Below are 19,939 nucleotides of genomic sequence, written 5' to 3'. Positions count from 1 at the left end.
TTTTGGGCCCCATACAAGCTACAGCCTCTTACAAAATATAATTTAAAAATGAAATATTCAGATTAACCTACATCCGCTTTTTTCCTCTTTGGTAGGTCTACCTGGGCTAAAACCACGGCCACTACCATGACTAGGCAGCCGAATAGCTCTCTTGCCATCATGCTCTCACCTAACACTAGCATACCTGCTATCAGTGAGAAGATTGACTCTGTACTCATTATTAGTGATGCTATAGTTGGTGGTAGGTGCTTCTGACCTACAACCTGTAGGGTAAAGCCTATACCACTAGAAGCAATACCAGTATATAGAAGTGCAATCCCAGCTGACCTTACTGCCTCTACAGTGACTGTCTCCTTCAGTAAAACTACAATTAGTGAAAGGATGCCACAAGTTATAAACTGGGTCATATTCAACTTGATTGCATCTACTCTAGGCGCAAATATATCTACTACAACTATCTGGAAGGAAAATGATATAGCAGAAAGGAATACAAAGAAATCTCCCTTTTCTATAACAAAGCCTTGCTTGATAGAAATTAAATACAAGCCGATAGCAGCTATTAGGACACACAAGCCTGTTTTAGGCGTTGGTCTCTTACCATAAAATACTCCCATTAGGGGTACCAGCACTATGTACATGGTAGTTATAAAGCCTGCCTTTGAGGCAGTAGTACTCATCATACCAATCTGCTGTAAGCTCATCCCCATAAATAGGGCAAGTCCTGCTAAGGTACCTCCTACTAGTAAGTTCTTTGTAACTAGCTTTGGTTTAAAATTGGCAGCCCTGTAGTGTTCTGCATTTTTATATCTAAAAAATCCACTGACCAATAATAGAAATGATGTACTTAATAAACATCTAAAAAAGTTGAATGCAAAGGGACCTATGTGGTCCATACCTGTCCTCTGAAATATAAAGGCCACACCCCAAAGGATAGATGTAAGAGTCAGTAAGGCTGCTCCCCTTGTTTCTTTCTTCTTTATTTCATTCATTGTCCACCTCTACTTTACTACTATATTTACTAGCTTTGAAGGTATAGCTATCACTTTGACTACATCCTTGTCCTCTATGAATTCCTTTATCTTTTCGTCATTTAGGGCTAGGTCCTTCATAGCCTCCTGGTCTATGCCGACTGGGGCATTTATCTTGTTTCTAACCTTACCATTAACCTGGACGATTATTTCAACTTCATCTAGCTGGATGGCTGACTTGTCATATTCTGGCCATGCTATATCAAATACACTGGCCTCCTTGCCTATCATCAACCACAATTCTTCGCCAAGGTGTGGAGCAAATGGGGCAAGTATTACAACTACTGCCTCTATGGCTTCCTTGATAACAGCGTCATTTCTATCATCCAACTCCTTGTACTTGTAAAGGTCATTAATCAACTCCATTAGGGCTGCTATTGCAGTGTTGAAGCCAAACCTATCGTTAAGGTCTTCTGTAACCTTCTTCAAGGTATTGTTAGTCTTGGCCCTCATATCCTTGTCAGCCTTAGTTAGGTTTCCAAATTCATGGTCAAGTTTTGTTACAGGGGCTAGCTCGTCAACCAATCTGTATACCCTGTTAAGGAACTTGAAGCAACCTTCCACTCCCTGTTCAGACCATTCAAGGTCTCTTTCTGGTGGCGCTGCAAATAAGATAAATAACCTTGCAGTATCTGCACCATAGTTTTCAACTAATTCTACTGGTGACACTGTGTTACCCTTTGACTTTGACATCTTAGACCCATCCATCAGTACCATACCCTGAGTTAAAAGGTTCTTAAATGGCTCAACATGATTAGTCCAACCAAGCTTGTTAAAGGCCTTAGTGAACCATCTAGCATATAATAGGTGAAGGATAGCATGCTCTACACCACCTATATACTGGTCAACTGGTAGCCAATTGTTCACTACATCAGCATCAAATGGAGCTTCTTCATTCTTGTTGTCTGCATATCTCATATAGTACCATGATGAATCTACAAATGTATCCATAGTATCTACTTCTCTTCTAGCTGGCTTGCCACACTTAGGACAAGTGCACTGTGTAAATGTCTTTGAGCTTGCAAGAGGAGATTCACCCTTACCAGTAAATTCTACATCAGTAGGAAGTAGGACTGGTAGGTCCTTTTCATCTACTGGTACTATTCCACAATCATCACAGTAGATCATAGGTATAGGACAGCCCCAGTATCTCTGTCTAGAAATCAGCCAGTCTCTTAACCTGAAATTAGTCTTTTTGTTACCCTTGCCCATTTCCTCTAGTTTTTCAATTATCTTGTCAAAGGCCTCATCCTTGTTCATACCATCGAACTGACCTGAATTTATCATCTTGTCATCTTCATCAATTACAGGAATTATTTCTAGGTCATACTTCTTGGCAAAGTCATTGTCCCTATCATCATGGGCAGCAACACCCATTACGGCACCTGTACCATAGTCTGCTAAAACATAGTTGGCAATCCATATAGGCATCTTCTTGCCTGTTAGTGGATTGATTACATACTTGCCTATGAACTTACCTTCCTTTTCTAGGTCGGCTGCTTCTCTTTCTATCTGAGTCATAGTATGCATCTTAGCCAAGAATTCATTCAAGACTGGCTCATACTTCGTACCAGCTACTAGTTCTCTAGCCAACTGAGATTCTGGAGCCAATACCATAAATGTAGACCCAAATATTGTGTCTGGTCTAGTTGTGTATACAGATATTTCCTGGTCACTTCCTTCTAGCTGGAAGTTTACATTAGCACCAAAACTCTTGCCTATCCAGTTCTTCTGCATAAGTTTAACCTTCTCTGGCCATCCATCTAGACTATCAAGGTCTGCCAATAGTTCCTCAGAAAACTCTGTAGTCTTGAAGTACCACTGCTCTAGTTCCTTCTTTTCAACTAGGCTATCACATCTTTCACACTGACCCTGAACTACCTGCTCATTGGCCAAAACTGTTTCACATGATGGACACCAGTTAACAAATGACTTCCTCTTGTAGGCCAAACCAGCCTTATAGAATTCTAAGAATATCTTCTGAGTCCACTTGTAGTATTCTGGAGTTGAAGTTGCTACTTCCTTGTCCCAGTCATAGCTAAGACCAAGCATGCTTAGCTGCTCCTTCATTTCCTCTATATTTGACATAGTCCATACGTGTGGATGTATGTTATTCTTAATTGCCGCATTTTCTGCTGGTAGACCAAAAGAGTCCCAACCCATTGGGTGTAAAACATTGTAGCCATTCATTTTCTTGTATCTTGCTACCACATCACCTATTGAATAATTCCTAACGTGACCCATGTGAATCTTGCCTGATGGGTATGGGAACATTTCTAGACAGTAGTACTTTGGCTTTGAAGTATCCCTAGTATCCATCTTATACTGGCCCTTTTCATCCCAGGCCTTCTGCCACTTCTTTTCTATACTTTTAAAATCATATACGCTCATAATAACTCCTCCTTCAAAAATATAAATTTTGGTTAACAACAAAAAAGCCCCTAAACAAAAATGTTTAGGGACGATGATATTCTCGCGGTACCACCCTAATTTCCAAATAGATTTGGACTCTCGACGTTGTTAAACCAACTACGGTATATAAGTTTCATCGGCAAGTTCAAAGTTTACTACCACCAATTTCCACCATCCATTGGCTCTCTGAAAATAGTTAGCTCCTACTACTCCGCTTATATTTATATATTCTTTTTTCTCCTGGCTATTCTTTTATAGCCTAAAACCCATGCTTTATATTAACATAAAGTCCTTACCTTGTCAATATTTAAAATATAAACAACTAGACCTAATGTAATATAAAATCAAAACAAAAAATAATATATCAGTTAAATTTTATAGGATTATCCATATTTAGATATCCTAGCCATAGCTAAAGTGTTTCAGGATCTAGGTATGGTGCATCCTTCCATAGCTTCTCTAGGTTATAAAAGCCCCTGTTTTCTTCATCAAATACATGGACCATTACATCACCATAGTCTAGCAGGATCCAGTTCTGCATCTCTCTACCTTCCTTACCCCTAGGCTCAATGCCTAATTCAGTCATAGCATCTTCAACACTATCTGCTATTGCCTTTACCTGTCTTGAAGACGAGGCTGATGTTATCACAAAGTAATCACATAGACTAGATACCTTACCTATATTCAGAATAGCTATATCCTGACCTAGCTTGTCATCTATAGCATCGTAGATGACTTTTACCATATTTTCTACTGTTATCATATCTTTCTCCTCAATCTCTTAACCTATTTAGCTTTGACCTGGACCAAGTAATAGTTTCTCGCCTCTATAGTCCTCAAATGTAGTGGTGCCTTTTTCCTTATCACCGACAAAATGGCATTTTCTAGGGCCATCAGAACTGCCCTGTCTAAGTCACCACTAAAGGCTACCTCTCTTAGATCGTCAACACCAGGGTAGTCCCTGCCGACCTCTATTACGTCTGCTACATATATGATTTTTTCCAAGATATTCATATCCGGCTTAGCCGTTGTATGATACCTGATTGCACTTAATATATTTTCATCTTCAATGCCAAATTCGTACCTGGCTATATAAGACCCCAATACACTGTGTGATAGGGCCGTGCTCTTCTTCTCCATATCATCTAGGTGGATATTGTACTTTTCACAATAAGATCCTACATCTTCTAGCTTTACATACTTGGCTGCATCATGTAAAATCCCAGCTATTTCAGCCTTCTGTGAGTCACATCCCACCAAGTCTGATAATTGGACTGCAGCCTTAGCCACGTTTAATGAATGAGTCCATCTTTTTTCCGGTAGATAATCCTTTAATTTTTCTATCATAACCGATTTTTCCATCTACCTAACAACACCTCCATACAAATTATGTACATTTATGTATTCCTCTACCCTACTAGGTACCAAGTACTTTATACTCTTACCGTTTTTTACTAAGCTCCTAATATAGGTTGATGATATTTCCAATGAAGGAACATATACCATATCTATATCAGCATCATATCTCTGCCTAAAGGTTTCAACATTTTCTTGGGTTTCTAAAAGATTTATACCCGGCCTAATAGCTGCTACAAACTTGGCCAGCTTGAAATTTTCCTGGAATTCCTTCCAAGTTTCCATCTGATTTAGGGCATCTGATCCTGTGATGAAGTATAACTCTTCATTGGGATAGGTTTCACTTATATGCCTTAGGGTATCTACAGTGTAGTCCCTTTCCTTGTCTGAAAGGACCTCATAATCTGAAACCAAAAAATCATCGTTCTTTAGTGTTGATAGGATGACCATATCAAAACGCTTAAACTTGTTTAAGACCCCCTTCTTATGAGGTGGGTCACCTGCAGGTATAAATATAACCTTGTCTAGATCATACTTGTCCCTTATAAATTCTGCAGTAGCCAAATGGGCGTTATGAATAGGATTAAAGGTTCCTCCCATTATACCTAGCTTGAGTTTAGTCCCTTTACTATCCCTCATCGACTCTAGCTTTTCTATATTTCTTTTTCTAGACAGTTCAAGCCTGTCTTGCAATTCCAACATTATTCTATTCCTCTCATTATCATGATAATTTAATTTTATCACAGGCTTAATCATAAGTCTATTTGATTTTTACCTTCTATCGTCCATATAGAGGCTAACAATGTTGTATACTGCAATTAATATACTGATAGCCAATATAATTATATTCTTCATTTCGACCTTCTCCAAATAATCTTGCCATTATATGTCCAAAACATGACGGATGGCAGAATTTATAGTATCATAAGCAAATCCCTTATAGGATAGGTGCTGGTATAACTTTGTTCTAAGTAGATTTTTATCATCTGATTTGATTTTTGCCAGTCTTTTCTCTGCCAGATATATAGCATTTTCCAATTCTTCGTCCTGGTCTATATCAGATAGGGTCTTGTCTATCATGGCACTATCTATACCCTTCATGTAGAGGTCCTGTTTGATCCTGTTTTTACCAACCCTTTTAAACTTCATAGAGTTGCTTATAATTCTTCCTGCAAACCTGCCATCATCAACAAATGAGTATTTCTTTAAAAAGTCCATGACCATATCTATTATTTCTTGGTCAAATTCATCTTGCAACTTTTCCCTGACCTTCTTTTCAGATCTCTCTACCCTGGAAATGTAGTTTAAGGCCTTGTTCTTGGCCTTCTCATAGTCATCAGCCTTGATTATTTCCGTCAGTCTCTCTTGGTCAATTTCTGAGTTTACGCTGATATTGTACTTGTAGACCATTTCTGCATACATTGACATAAGATAGGTTCCATCAACATATAGGTTGACCCTATCCTTATTCTTTTTTTGAAATTCAATTGATGTAACCCTAGCCAAAAAACCACATCCTTCCTCTCTGATTATACCACAAAAATATATTTTTATTTTGTATCCTTATATTTTGTATTCAATTGTAACTTATTTATCCTAATTTATGCTAAAATTGATATTATAATAGCTAAAATAGGATTGGATTATTTAGGTTTTTTATGGATATTTTTTCTCTAACACATATTGCCTATGGGTATGAGGATTTTGAACTAAATATGAAATAATAATTTCATTTAAAGTTACTAGAACTATAAATTGCTATAGGAGTACTTATGATATATATAATACTTGTAGGCCTAGGAGGAGGGCTTGGTGCCCTTGCCCGTTACTCTACTGGCGTCTACATTCAGGATAAAATTGAATCGAAAATGCCCTTGCATACTCTTTTTATAAATGTATTGGGTTCGTTTTTGCTGGCATACGCATACAGTCATTTTAATAATAAAGGCTTACTAACCTTTGTGGCTACAGGTTTCTTGGGTGGTTTTACAACCTTTTCTACCTTTATAGTAGAGAACCTAAATCTAGCCATTGATGGTCATATAACTATTAGTCTTTTATATGTGGCCCTTAGTATTTTCTTGTCTATTGGAGCCTGCTTTTTGGGGGTGCTTATATGATGAAAAAACCTAGCTTCGACCAGTCTATCCCATATATTTTCTTGGGTGGGCTAGTAGGTTCTATATTACGATTTGGAGTATTTACTGGACTTGACGACCTCCTCAACCATAGGTCCAAACTTATAGTTATCAAGCCCAACCATGTAGAGGGACTTTTAATCAGCCTATTACACTACCTTCCTATAGGGACCCTAGTTGTTAACCTATTAGGCTCTTTTGTCCTAGCCCTGCTTGCTAGGTGCCTACTTGGTAGGATTAGGCCGCATTTTTACAATTTATTTGCTACTGGCTTAATTGGAAGTTTCACTACTTTTTCAACCTTTAGCAGGGACTTTTGTCAACTTGTTCTGGATGGCCACCCCATACCAGGACTTATATACATATTCCTTTCCATATTTGGAGGCCTGCTTATGGCCGTCCTTGGAAATAACTTAGGAAAGAAGGTGAGTAAATGTTAAATCTTACAATGATAGGCACAGGTGGTAATGTACCCACACCAGAAAGATTTTGTTCAAGTGCCTTTATTAATTATAAGGGAAGAAAAATTTTAATAGATTGTGGCGAAGGAACCCAGATTTCTATGAAGAAGATAGGCTGTGGTTTCAAGGACATAGATTTAATTCTAATCACCCACCTCCATGGTGACCATATCAATGGCCTACTAGGTCTTTTATCTACCATGGGTAATGCCGAAAAAAGAAGTCCCTTGTATATAGTTGGTCCGAGGGGTATAAAAAGAGCCCTTAGTGCAATGATGGTTCTTTGGGAGGGCCTGCCCTATAGACTCGTGGTCCTTGAAAAACCTGCAGGTTGCTTTTCAATAAATTCAGATATACTTAGGGAAATTGAAATTTCAACCCTTGATCTAGACCATTCAACTGAGTGTCTGGGCTATAGTCTCTATTTTAAGAGAAATAGGGAGTTTGACATAGACAAGGCCCTAGAAAACCAGGTTCCTAAGCGCCTATGGAGACACCTACAGGCTGGTCAGACCTTCTATGTGGATGATGTGTCCTACACACCTGATATGGTACTTGGCAAGCCTAGGCCTGGTATCAAGTTTTCATATATAACTGACACTAGACCTATAGATGCCATCATTCCCTTTATAGAGTCCAGTAGACTCTTTGTATGTGAGGCCATGTATGGTGATGACCTGGATATAGGAAAGGCAGTGAAAAATAAGCACATGACCTTTAGGGAGGCAGCCAACCTTGCCTACAGGGGTCAGGTAGACCAATTGCTTTTGACCCACTTTTCACCATCACTGGATTCTCCAAGTGACTATATTGAAAATGCAAGCTCTGTCTTCAAAAACACTAGTCTGGCCTATGATGGTATCAATATATCCATAGGCTATCCCTAAAAATAGGTCTTGTATGATAATATTAAAAAAAGCTAGACATTCACCTTCTACAAAGGTTCAGGTGAATGCCTAGCTTTATTATTTCTGATTATATTAAATTTCTCATACTGGTCTAAATTCTATAACTAGTCCATACTTGTCCTCAATTTGACCTATGACCTCCTTTTTTTCTGCCATAAGCCTCTTGTACCTACCAGCCTCCATTTCTATAACAAGACTTTTCTCTTCATCATCTTTTATTAGATCATGGTAAATATGACTGATTGCCTCTTCCTCTACTAGGTCTACTAGCCTATTAGCTGAGTAATAGTCTCTAGACTCATGGCTATAGTAGTATGATTCAAATGAGTCCTGACTCCTCCTCCTACTTATCTCCAAAAGTCCTAGTCTGGTAAAGCCATGAACTTTGGTATTTTTCCCATCAGCCCCCAAGGCCCTATTCATTTTTCTTATCAAGTCTTCCCTATCCTTTTCTGACTTCATATCTATAAAGTCTACAATGATGATTCCGGATAGGTCCCTCATGAGTATTTGCCTTGCTATTTCATCTACTAGGCCCATATTGACATCTATAACAGTATTGGCATAATTAGCTGACCCAATGTACCTACCGGAGTTAACATCTATAACCGTCATAGCCTCAGTCTTATCGATAACTATATAAGACCCATTCCTCAGCCTAATCTTGTTTGAAAGGTAACTAGTAAGCCTAGCATTTACACCATGGTTGCTAAAGGTAGCAGGATTTTTATCCCTTACTAGCCTTCCAAGGTAGGACCTATCTATAGACTTGACTATGGCCCTTATATCAAGCTTATCCAGACTTTCAGCAGCCCCATTGTTGAAATCTACATCCATATCTTGGGGATAAACTATAGCCTCCAGGTCCTTGTCTATGTTATAGCCTATAAAAGTCTCAATTTGACCCTTGGCCCTCTTAATCAAGCCTGGACTTAGGCTAGACTTAAAAGATTCCTCTAGTCTTTCATAACTATCCCTTAGAATATTAAAGTCATCCTTTAAATCATCTATACTTGCAAAACCTGCCTCTGTCCTTACAATTAAGCCCCTATTACCTGTGACCCCTAGTTCCTCTATCTTTGCTTTCAAGTCCAATACCTGACTCTTTGTTAGCTTATTCGAGTAACTAATCTTATCATTAGATGGTATATAGACCATATACCTGCCCTGTATGCTGACTTCTCTTGTTAGGCTGACCCTCTTGTCTCCCTTGGCAGATTTAGAAATCTGGACTAGAATTAGATCGCCAACACAGGTACTTTGACCCCTTTTTATCTTCATATAGGCCGGCTCTTCTAAACCAATATCCACAAAACAGGCATCCATTCCCTTGACTACCTTGTGGACTCGCCCCCTATAGATATTTCCTACCAGCCCATCCTTAAACTTATCTTCTATAATTAATTTAGTCAACTTGTCCTCTTCCAAGAGGGCTAGCTTTCTTGCATTACAAAAGTCTTCTATGATTATCCTCTTCATAAAATCCTCCAATCCTAAGACTAGACCCTATAGTGGACTGACTAATTGGCCATCCTGCTTAAAGTATAGGTCATTTCTTTTTATATCAACATCCAGAGGGTCTATATCTATTGCAAGAACCTCCAGTAACTTAGGTATAAATATATTTGTATTTAGGTTCTGCTTTGATCCGGTTGCCAATATAGATGATACTACAAAGCTATCATCCCTATAGTCTAAAAGCGATAGGGTATTTATAAGAGGCTTGATATCTATATCGACTATTTTCCCCTTTTTATTTTTCTTGGTCATCATGATAGAATCCATAGCCATCAATTTATCCAACCTGTCACATATATCTTCTTTTGAGATTTTATCCACATTTTCAATAGTGAATTCATAGTCACCAAACTCTATAGATGAAGCTAGGTTTCTCTCTCCACCTACTAGTTCTACTAGCTTCACAAAGGCCATACCATCTGGAAGCTGGGCATTTATCCTAGTCTTAAGATCATCCAAGGATAGGTCTGCCTCTATTTCTATATCCACATATTCCCCATAACTCTCCACACCCAGGGCAAGGGCATTTCCATAGGTAATCTTTGGATGTGGATTAAAACCCTGAGAAAAAGATAGCTCTACTTCTGCACGCCTAAATACCCTCTGTAGGAGTCTCTGTACATCTAGGTGGGATATGTATATCATGTCTTTCGTTTTTATAAATTTCATCCTAATTTTCTTAGACATTAGCACAAACCCCTTCCTATATCATTTGTATTTACCCCACAGCCCTTACAGCCATGTCTACAGTCCTCAGTAACCTTATTCTGCTTGGCAAGTTCATTTTCCCGTATTAAGAATTCCTTTGTTACACCTACATCTATATGGTCCCAAGGGAATACTTCATCATAGGACCTGTCCCTGTGGGCATAAAAGCTTGGGTCAAGACCATTCTTATCCATGGCCTCTAACCACCTATCAAGGTCAAAGTATTCTGACCAGCCATCAAACTTAGCACCTGCCTTGAAGGCATCTAGTAGAACTCCTCCCAGTCTCCTATCACCCCTGGCAAATACTGCCTCCATCAAGCTAGTTTGGGAGTCATGGTAGTTGTATCTAATATTTCCATTTCTAAGCTTAGCTACCAGGTACTTCTGCTTATCCCTAATCTCATCACCAGTATCCTGTCTATGCCACTGGAAAGGAGTAAACGGCTTTGGAACAAAAGTTGAGGTACTTATTGTCACGCCAAACTTACCCCTAATCTTTCCGCCATGTATATCCCTATAGATATCTATTACCTGGTAGGCGAGGTCTTTTATACCATCAAGGTCTTCATACCTTTCAGTTGGTAGACCTATCATAAAGTATAGCTTGACACTGTTCCAGCCCATTTCAAAGGCCTTTGAAACTGCTTTTTGGAGTTCTTCTTCTGTAATACCCTTATTTATCACGTCCCTCATTCTCTGAGTTCCTGCCTCAGGTGCAAATGTAAGTCCAGTCTTTCTTACCTGCTGGATTTTTTCTGCTATTTCCATAGAGAAATTGTCCAGCCTCAGAGAAGGCAGGGAAACACTGATATTCTTGGGTGCATATTCGTCAACCAAGAAGTCTGTAATCTCACTGATATGGCTATAGTCACTAGTACTTAGGGAAGATAGGGATATTTCATCATAGCCAGTATTTTTTATCATATTATCTACTATTCCCTTTAGCCTATCTACAGATTTTTCTCTTATAGGCCTGTATATCATACCTGCCTGACAGAACCTACATCCCCTAGTACAGCCCCTAAATAATTCTAGGACTATCCTATCGTGGACTACCTCTATAAATGGGACTATATACTTTTCAGGGTATACGACTGCATCCATGTCTGATATAATCCTCTTTCTAGGATTGTCAGGAGCCTCTTCAACCAGCTTTACTAGTTCCTTAACAGTCCCATCTTCATTGTATTTAAAGTCATAGAAGGAAGGTATATATACACCATCTATGCCAATTATCTTCTTATAAAAGTCTGTCTTATCCTTGCCATTTTCATATGGATTTGTCCTTATCCATTCCTTGTAGGCCCTAATCACATCTAGGTTCATTTCTTCGCCCTCTCCAAGGACTACAATATCAACAAAGTCTGCCAAGGGTTCAACATTATAGGCACAGGATCCACCCACCATAATTAGTGGGTCCTCATTTTTCCTATCCTTTGCCAGGAGCGGTATGCCTGCTAGGTCTAGCATATTTAGTATGTTGGTATAGCACATCTCATACTGAAGTGTAAACGAAACAAAATCAAAGTGGCGTATAGGCTCCCTAGACTCAAGACCAAACAGGGGGATATTACCTTCCCTCATCTTGGCCTCCATATCAATTCCAGGTGCATAAACCCTCTCGCAGAAAACATCATCTTCTAAATTTATACAATTATACAAGATATGGCTACCCAAATGACTCATACCAACTTCATATAAATCAGGAAAGCAATGAGCATATCTAATTAACTCATTGCTTTCTGTATCCTTATGAATGGAGTTTAATTCGTTGCCCAAATATCTTGCAGGTTTTTCAACCTTTTTTAAGATTCTTTTAATATCAACTTTTTCCAAAACTTGCCTCCATTTCAACTAGTCTATATATTGTCCCCCTATAATAGGACTAATATACACTATTGAAGATTCAAGCGTCTGCTTAAATCTATTTTACTTAATTTGCCTTTTAACTAAATCACTCAACTATATTTACTGGTCTCCTAGTATATCCTTCTCCTTCTCAAATATACATTCAAGACTATACCTATATTTGCCATAGATGTCAATATTGAACTACCACCATAGCTTACAAAGGGCAGGGTTACACCTGTTACAGGCATTAGACCAACGGTCATACCTATATTCTGTATTATTTGGTAGACAAACATACCTGTTATACCCGAAACTATGAGAGTTCCGTATACATTTTTAGACTTTTTAGCTATCATCAATAGCCTTGTTATAAGGAGCATAAATAGGATGATCACTATCAACATACCTATTAGGCCAAACTCCTCACCAAGTACTGCAAATATAAAGTCACTATCTCTTACTGGCAGGAAGTTTTCCTGATTTTGTGACCCCATATATAGGCCCTTCCCAAATATCCCTCCTGATCCTATAGCTATCATTGACTGTAGAACCTGGTAATTACTACTCAGCTCAGGGTTAAAGAAATTGACTATCCTGACCCTCTGGTGGGGTGCCATAAACATATACATAAGTGGTGTTAACAAGAGAATACTTATTAGGGTATTCCTGATTATCTTCTTGTCTAGACCAACCACATATAGCATAAAGAATATTATACACACAAATACTATAGCTGTACCTAGATCAGGCTGGGCTAGTAGGAGACCTATAATCGGCATGGCATACACCACTAGCTTGAATAGGACCCTAAGGTTATTCATGCTATCCTTGTGCTTTTCTACTATCTTTGCATAGCTAAGTATAAAAGTCATCTTTACTATTTCCGATGTTTGTAGGTTAAACTTACCTATACGTATCCAGGATATTGCACCGAACTGCCTATCCCCCAAACCTGGTATCCAGACTATGAGTAGCATTATAATACTAAATACATATAGTTCCTTGTAGTATTTGCCTACACTATCGTAGTCAAAGAGCATCATGACCATTATAATACCCACGCCCAATACAAAGGCAAGTAGCTGCTTGTATATCTGGGTATAGTTTTTAGTAATATTCGCATGTGTTGCACTACTTAGTATCAGTATTCCAATCAAAAAGATTACTAGGACTATGGCTACTAATTTCCAGTCGATATTTTTTACTATCTTGAAATTTTTTCTATAATCAATTTTTTTCATCAGCCTGACCTTCCTTTATTAGACCAAAATACTGGGCTATAGTTTCCCTAATTGGCAAAACTGCATATGAACTCGTTTCTCCCTGAGGTATCATACAGGCCACAGCTATCTTAGGATTATCTGCTGGGGCATAAGCCACACACCAGGCAAAAGAACCGTAGTCCTCCTTGTACTTATCGATATCCTCATCAGTAATCTTTGAGTTTAACTGTTTGATTGCCCTTCTTAGGTACTGGGCATTAACCCTGTCTGTATCATCTAGTTTTACCTTGATACCAGCCTCTAGTTCCTTTTGGTACTTCTTTCTCTTGTCGCTATCAATACTAGTATCATTTATTTTAGCCTTCAAGTCCTTAATTTTTTCATTCGTTAGCTCTCTTTCCCTATCGGCCTTAAGCTTGTTATACCTTTCAAGAACCTTGGCCTTGTCTAAAGAGTAGGATGACAAATGACTCATAAGATAGTCATATTCCTTATCTGTAGGTATCTTTCCACTCTTTTCCGCTGTTCCTGTCTTAGTTGCAACCTTAATTGGAAAGCTTCCAAATGCATCCTTGGCCAGGCCTTGCGTAGAAACATTGACCATACCTATCTTTATGTCATTTAGGTTTGAACTGTCCTTAAAGCTAATCTTATCTAGCCTTCTATTGGCTACCTCTGCTACCTTACCATTTGAGGTTTCTACCTTGTTTACTACATTTAGGTTTACTAGATAACCGCCATTGGCAAGGGCTGCAACATATCTGACAACCTGAGATGGATTGTAGGCATTTTCACCCTGACCTATAGCAAGGTTGAAGGTATCACCCACACCCCACTTAGCAAAGTTGAAATAGCTGTAAACCATATAGTCAGCATCGCTCTCTACATAGGCTTCCTTAACTCCTAGTTTCTTTAACCTCTTCATTGTTTCTACCCTACCAGGAGTCTTATCTTCATCTATCCAACTAACAATTTTATCTATCTTTTCTACGAATTCATCCCTATTTTCTTCATAATCAATACCCTCAAAGTGGGTTCTCATAGTTCTCTCTAGGGCATACTTTAATTGAATCTTGGTATTTTCAACCTTCTGTTCTTCACTAGGTACCCTACCATTTCTTTCCTCTAACTGCCCCTCAAGTCCTGTATCGCTATCAAGACCAAACTTCTTGGCATATTCAAGTATCTTGTTGGCATTCATACCTAGGTTTAGGTTCTGGCCTGTCATCCAGTTCCTATTACTACCCAAGACATAGAAGTATATATTACAAGATTCCTGTATTGCCTTATAGAGGTTTACCACGCCGTGGTTTTTTCCGCCATGGTGCCATACATAGTCGGCAAAATTTCTATTTCCTAACCTTATTACACCAGGGTCATTTATTGTATAATTTGGATCCAAGCCTGATTCTAGGGCAGCCATTGCTGTTACCATCTTGAAGGTTGATCCCGGCTGGAATACACCCTGAGTAGACAAATTCAATAATGGGTTTGGTGCCAGCATATCATTCTGATTTTTTGGAAGGTAGTTATTATAGTCCTCACTACTTATACCATTAGCAAACTTATTTGGATCATAATTGGGATAGCTAGCCATGGCCAAGACATCTCCACTAGTTACATCTATGGCAACTATTGCACCTGACCTAGCCTTAGGAGCACTTTCTTTTATATTTATATCTCCAAACTGACTCTTGAAGCTTCCACCTGATCTGGCTGATTCTATAGCATTTTTCAAGGATTCCTCAGCCGTCTTTTGTACCTTACTATCTATAGTTAGGTAAACACTCTTACCACTTGTAGGATCAACAGACTTCATCTGTGAAATAACCCTACCAACACTGTCTACCTTTACTTCCTTATAACCATCCTTACCCCTTAGCTTATTTTCATAGCTGTTTTCAATACCAGATAGACCTATCATATCCTGGGGACTGTAGCCCTCCTTTACAAGGTCCTCTGCCTTAGATGATGGTATCTTACCAACATAGCCTAGAACATGGGCTGCAAGGTTACCCAAAGGATAGACCCTCTTTTGCTCTATGGCAACGGAAACACCCGATAGCTTCATTGAGTTTTCTTCTATCTGGACAACTGTCTCCTTCTTTATACCCTTAGATATAGTCACCGGATTGTACTGGGTATATATTTTTGACTTTAGTAGGTCTCTTACCAGCATGATTTTTCTAGCCTCTTTGTCCGTCATGCTAGAATCTATCTTATAGTAGTTGTTTCTTATATGCTTAAATGCTAAAAGGGCACTCACACCATCTTTTAGTCCATAGCCCTTCAACCAGTCCTCCTTATTCTTTTGCTGGGTGAAGGTCCAAGAATTTACAAGTACTGGTGGATAATAGCCCAGCTTATTAACCTTGGCCTGGAGCTTAACCGGATCCATATTCCTATCTGCTAATGACAATAGACCACTTTGTATCATACTGTCAACTACATAGTAGAAGGATTTTTTAGCATTATAGTTACTTGGTATACCATTTTTACTCTTGAATTCGCTGATTTTCTGGTCGAAACTGTAGCTATACCTACCATTTTCAAGGCTTATTGGGAACTCATCCGTATATGTTTCACCATTTTTTTCTAGGATATTAATAACCGAATAGGCCATCTTATTTGCCCCGTCCTTACTATTCTTACCTGCCTTGTTGAAGGTATCTGCAACTATCTGAACGGTGAACTGGGGCTCATTACCTGCCAATAATACACCCTTCCTGTCCCTAATTTCTCCCCTAGGAGCCTGAACCATAATCTGCTTGTAGGCCTTTTGGTCAGCCAACTCAGAATAATGTGAATACCTTATAGTTGTCATATATACTATTTTTATTAAAACCACACTAAGTATAATTAGAATAAACTTATTAATTACCTTTAGTCTTGGCTTTATCACTGAATTTTTACTCAATTTGTCACACCACTATTCTTCCCTTAATTTCATCAACAAGTCTCCAAACAGGCTATAGGCCAAGAAGGCTACACCTACATTTAAAAGGGGTATTAGTATTACTCCCTTAAGGAGAACAAGTATAAGTGGAACCGGCACATAAAATATGGCTGATACCACTGCATTTATTATAGAATACACTATGCTAATAACAAATACTAAGAAGAGCACTATTAGCTTCTTATCCTTAAAGATCGATTTTTCTACTGTAGATATAAAGTAGGATGCTGCCATAAATAAAAGGGCTGTAATTCCTACTATGCCACCTACTACCAAATCACTAAGTAAGCCCAAAAGACCAACCTCTATAAGGGCATAGCTCTTGTCCATATAAAGGGAAATCAAAATTATGTAGATCAAAAGCAGGTCTATGCTCAAAAAGGAACTTATATGATTGGTAAAAAAAGCCTCCAAAAAAATCAGAAAGAGGCCAATCAAAAATACCACTATATTTTTCATACTGCCACCTATTGAACCTTTCTTGGAGGGATTATACTGACATTGTCAATATTTTTAAAATCTACGCTAGGCCTAATCTTTATAGTTTTCATAGACTTGTTCTTGTCATATGTAACACTAGTAACAGTGCCTATTGGTATATTCTCTGGATATAGGCCCAAACCTGATGTAACTAGGAGGTCATCCTTTTTCACATCTGACTTAGGGTCAAAAAGATATCCTTGGAGTAACTTGTCTATATCTGTAAAGTCCGCACTACCTACTATAGATGACGTTGTAATAACCCCCTTGTAGTCATTCTTTCTGGCTAGCTTAAAGCTAACAGAAGCTCTAGAATCTATCAAGGATATAGCCTTAGAATAGTGGTTGCTCACACTATAAACAATACCCACTACACCCTGGCCATTTATCACTATGCTATCTGTCTTGACTCCATCACCTGCACCTGCATCTATTACAAATGACTTGTACCAGTCTCCGTTATTCTTTCCTATTACACTGGCTGTAACCAGACTATTACGTTGGTCTGTAGACACGTAATTCAGGGATTTCTTCAGTCTTTCTAAAGAATCCAGCTTGTCTACATCACTTTCCATATCTATAATTTTTTGTTTTAACTTATCATTTTCATTTTTAAGGTCTTGGACCATCCTAGCATTTGACCTAAAGTTTGCTAGGTCCCCAAAAAAGTCACCAATTCCTACGACTACATTGTTGAGATGCTTGCCCACAATGTAAAAAGCTGAGATTGGTCCCTTTGCTTCAACGGCATCCAGTCTACCTGAATTAGACATAGAGTTAGCTGTTATAGCTACTATCAAAACCACTACAATAGTTGCTAGTATGGTCTTTAGACTCAACCTTCTTCTACTATCCTTCTCTAACTTCAAGGTGACCACCAACTATCCTTCGTGATTCATCATAACGATACTGTTGAATATGTCTGTATTTTCTATAGACTTACCTGCTCCTATTACAACGCACTGAAGTGGGTGGGCTGCCACTGTAACATTTAGTGATGTTTCAGCCTGGATTAGCTTGTCCATGCCTCTTAATAAGGAGCCTCCACCTGTTAGGAAGATTCCCTTTTCCATTATATCTGACGCCAATTCTGGAGGAGTATCCTCTAGTGTCGTCCTAATGGCCTCTACTATTTCGTTAATTGGCTCTCTTAGGGCCTCTCTAACCTCTGTAGATCCTATTGTTATTGTTCTTGGTAGGCCTGACATTATGTCCCTACCACTTACTGTCATTTCAATTTCCTTGTCTCCTGGGAAGGCAGATCCTATCGCTAATTTGATATTTTCAGCAGTTCTTGCTCCAATTATGATATTGTAGTCCTTTCTTACAAAGTTCTCTATGGCAACGTCAAACTCATCTCCACCTATCCTGATTGAATTGGCTACAACGACTCCACCAAGTGATATAACGGCTATTTCTGATGTTCCACCGCCAATATCAACAATCATATTACCTTCCGGGTCATTGACATTCAAGCCAGCCCCTATAGCTGCTGCCATAGGCTCTTCTAGTATAAAGACCTCTCTGCCACCAGCCTGGATAGCAGCCTCTTCAATAGCCTTCTTCTCAACCTTAGTGATACCAAAAGGTACGCATATAACTATTCTAGGACTCACAACACCCTTTGACCCCTTCTGGATAAAGTAGCTCATCATGGCCTGTGTCGCCTCAAAATCAGCTATTACCCCTTCCTTTACAGGCTGAATAGCAATGATATTTTCCGGAGTTCTACCTACCATATCCCTTGCCTTCTGACCTACTGCTAGTATCTCATTGTTGTCATCCCTTATGGCTACAACTGATGGCTCATCAACTACTATTCCCTGTCCTTTTATGTAAACCAAAGTATTTGCAGTACCCAAGTCGATACCCATATCATTGGTAATTATATTATTTATATTAGATCCAAAAATCTTACTAAAAATTCCCATATCGTCCTCCATTTTTTACAAGTTTTAATAGACTCCCTTATGCGCCTATATCTATTAGTATACCACGAAACAGGAGTCTTGTTGATATCTTTTATTCATTCTTTTTAAAAAATGCAAACAATATTTTATGTAAAAATAATGGACCACTTTTATAAGTCTCAAAATATGTTATTTTCCTTGAGGCTATAGTAACTTCCATCCCCAATGACTATATGGTCTAACACATTAATACCAAGTATTTTGCCGCACTCATTCAGTCTCTTGGTAATCATAATGTCCTCCTTAGAGGGGTCAGGATTACCTGATGGGTGGTTGTGCATTAATATAATAGCATTAGATCTCCTTTTTATAGCCTCTATAAAAACCTCTCTGGGATGAACTATAGAAGAATTTAGGCTACCAACTGATACATCTATATCTGAGATTATTTCATTTTTTGTATTTAGTAGTATAACCTTAAAAACTTCCTTTTTGAGGTACCTAAGCTCCTCCATATAGTAGGAATATACATCCCATGGGTTATTGATTTTAAACCTATTGGGTAGGTACTGGGATACCCTGACCCCTAATTCTAGGGCCGCCTTGATAATAGTGGCCTTTGAAGGACCAATGCCATCAATACTACATAACTCGTCTAGACTCAAATCAGTCAAGCCCCTTACCCCATGTTTAGAGAGGGTCAATACCTTTGAAGATAGGGTTACTGCATTGTTGTTTTTATCACCTGTCCTAATCATTATAGCTAAAAGCTCGGCGTCTGATAAGGACTTTACCCCTTTCTTCATCATCTTTTCTCTTGGCCTTTCATCCTCACACATTTCCCTTATCCTTAAAACCTCACTCATATTAGCACCTATATATTCCCCTTAGTAAACAATTTATAATTTTAGACTTTACCAGCATTTATCGTGACATCATGTCCTATTTTATGCTAGCTCTTTATCCACTATAAGTATTATCCAATCAT

At 38.6% G+C, this 19,939-nt stretch carries 18 protein-coding genes and 1 other annotated feature; of the genes, 3 read left to right on the top strand and 15 right to left on the bottom strand.

Annotated features, from left to right (window positions below; all coding sequences use genetic code 11):
* Positions 1-62 precede the first annotated feature (62 nt).
* The 6 genes from ACW6OJ_RS00280 to recX form a co-directional block, all read right to left on the bottom strand.
* Positions 63-989 (bottom strand): DMT family transporter, encoded by a 927-nt coding sequence (locus ACW6OJ_RS00280; protein ID WP_455104860.1) that lies wholly within the window; start codon positions 987-989, stop codon positions 63-65.
* A 9-nt stretch (positions 990-998) separates the two neighbouring features.
* Positions 999-3,419, bottom strand: a complete 2,421-nt coding sequence (gene leuS, locus ACW6OJ_RS00275; RefSeq protein ID WP_456095432.1) for a leucine--tRNA ligase — start codon at positions 3,417-3,419, stop codon at positions 999-1,001.
* A gap of 63 nt (positions 3,420-3,482) precedes the next feature.
* Positions 3,483-3,665 (bottom strand) — a binding site (T-box leader).
* Between the two features lie 187 nt (positions 3,666-3,852).
* Positions 3,853-4,200 (bottom strand): ribosome silencing factor, encoded by a 348-nt coding sequence (gene rsfS / locus ACW6OJ_RS00270; protein ID WP_456095439.1) that lies wholly within the window; start codon positions 4,198-4,200, stop codon positions 3,853-3,855.
* A gap of 26 nt (positions 4,201-4,226) precedes the next feature.
* The gene (gene yqeK, locus ACW6OJ_RS00265; RefSeq protein ID WP_456095431.1) at positions 4,227-4,802 is read right to left on the bottom strand and encodes a bis(5'-nucleosyl)-tetraphosphatase (symmetrical) YqeK; all 576 of its coding nucleotides are present in this window, start codon (positions 4,800-4,802) and stop codon (positions 4,227-4,229) included.
* On the bottom strand, positions 4,803-5,498 hold the full coding sequence (nadD, locus tag ACW6OJ_RS00260) for a nicotinate-nucleotide adenylyltransferase (RefSeq protein ID WP_293429209.1): 696 nt from the start codon (positions 5,496-5,498) through the stop codon (positions 4,803-4,805).
* A gap of 180 nt (positions 5,499-5,678) precedes the next feature.
* Positions 5,679-6,302 (bottom strand): recombination regulator RecX, encoded by a 624-nt coding sequence (recX, locus tag ACW6OJ_RS00255; protein WP_412427171.1) that lies wholly within the window; start codon positions 6,300-6,302, stop codon positions 5,679-5,681.
* Positions 6,303-6,568: 266 nt separating this feature from the next.
* Here recX and ACW6OJ_RS00250 point away from each other — a divergent pair, with 266 nt between their 5' ends.
* The 3 genes from ACW6OJ_RS00250 to ACW6OJ_RS00240 are packed head-to-tail and all read left to right on the top strand — an operon-like array spanning position 6,569 to position 8,282.
* Positions 6,569-6,916, top strand: coding sequence for a fluoride efflux transporter FluC (locus tag ACW6OJ_RS00250; protein ID WP_456095430.1), 348 nt, complete (start codon positions 6,569-6,571; stop codon positions 6,914-6,916).
* Positions 6,913-7,374 carry a fluoride efflux transporter FluC gene (locus tag ACW6OJ_RS00245; RefSeq protein WP_456095429.1) on the top strand — a complete coding sequence of 154 codons (462 nt, stop codon included), beginning with the start codon at positions 6,913-6,915 and terminating at the stop codon, positions 7,372-7,374. Before ACW6OJ_RS00250 ends, ACW6OJ_RS00245 begins: the two co-directional genes overlap by 4 nt.
* Positions 7,368-8,282, top strand: a complete 915-nt coding sequence (locus tag ACW6OJ_RS00240; protein ID WP_456095428.1) for a ribonuclease Z — start codon at positions 7,368-7,370, stop codon at positions 8,280-8,282. The genes ACW6OJ_RS00245 and ACW6OJ_RS00240 overlap by 7 nt, the downstream gene beginning before the upstream one ends.
* A gap of 102 nt (positions 8,283-8,384) precedes the next feature.
* Here ACW6OJ_RS00240 and ACW6OJ_RS00235 read toward each other — a convergent pair whose 3' ends face one another.
* The 9 genes from ACW6OJ_RS00235 to radC all read right to left on the bottom strand — a co-directional run bounded on the left by ACW6OJ_RS00235 (position 8,385) and on the right by radC (position 19,817).
* Positions 8,385-9,782, bottom strand: coding sequence for a ribonuclease E/G (locus ACW6OJ_RS00235; RefSeq protein ID WP_456095427.1), 1,398 nt, complete (start codon positions 9,780-9,782; stop codon positions 8,385-8,387).
* 27 nt (positions 9,783-9,809) lie between these two features.
* Positions 9,810-10,508, bottom strand: coding sequence for a TIGR03936 family radical SAM-associated protein (locus ACW6OJ_RS00230; protein ID WP_293432652.1), 699 nt, complete (start codon positions 10,506-10,508; stop codon positions 9,810-9,812).
* Positions 10,508-12,367, bottom strand: coding sequence for a TIGR03960 family B12-binding radical SAM protein (locus ACW6OJ_RS00225; RefSeq protein WP_456095426.1), 1,860 nt, complete (start codon positions 12,365-12,367; stop codon positions 10,508-10,510). The genes ACW6OJ_RS00230 and ACW6OJ_RS00225 overlap by 1 nt, the downstream gene beginning before the upstream one ends.
* Before the next feature lie 143 nt (positions 12,368-12,510).
* Positions 12,511-13,623 (bottom strand): rod shape-determining protein RodA, encoded by a 1,113-nt coding sequence (gene rodA / locus ACW6OJ_RS00220; protein ID WP_304194087.1) that lies wholly within the window; start codon positions 13,621-13,623, stop codon positions 12,511-12,513.
* Entirely contained in the window at positions 13,610-16,522 is a 2,913-nt protein-coding gene (locus tag ACW6OJ_RS00215) for a penicillin-binding transpeptidase domain-containing protein (RefSeq protein ID WP_456095425.1), read from the bottom strand. Before ACW6OJ_RS00215 ends, rodA begins: the two co-directional genes overlap by 14 nt.
* 12 nt (positions 16,523-16,534) lie before the next feature.
* Positions 16,535-17,020, bottom strand: coding sequence for a rod shape-determining protein MreD (mreD, locus tag ACW6OJ_RS00210; RefSeq protein ID WP_293429190.1), 486 nt, complete (start codon positions 17,018-17,020; stop codon positions 16,535-16,537).
* 8 nt (positions 17,021-17,028) lie between these two features.
* Positions 17,029-17,919 carry a rod shape-determining protein MreC gene (gene mreC, locus ACW6OJ_RS00205; RefSeq protein ID WP_456095424.1) on the bottom strand — a complete coding sequence of 297 codons (891 nt, stop codon included), beginning with the start codon at positions 17,917-17,919 and terminating at the stop codon, positions 17,029-17,031.
* Between the two features lie 3 nt (positions 17,920-17,922).
* Complete coding sequence (locus ACW6OJ_RS00200) at positions 17,923-18,972, bottom strand: rod shape-determining protein (RefSeq protein ID WP_293429186.1); 1,050 nt, start codon at positions 18,970-18,972, stop codon at positions 17,923-17,925.
* 158 nt (positions 18,973-19,130) lie between these two features.
* Positions 19,131-19,817: a RadC family protein gene (gene radC / locus ACW6OJ_RS00195; protein ID WP_455104850.1), complete on the bottom strand. Its 687-nt coding sequence runs from the start codon at positions 19,815-19,817 to the stop codon at positions 19,131-19,133.
* Between the last annotated feature and the right edge of the window lie 122 nt (positions 19,818-19,939).

It is taken from the genome of Peptostreptococcus sp. (genome assembly GCF_977045075.1).
Note: the sequence above shows the minus strand (reverse complement) of the source record. Positions and strands in the feature narration are given on the sequence as shown.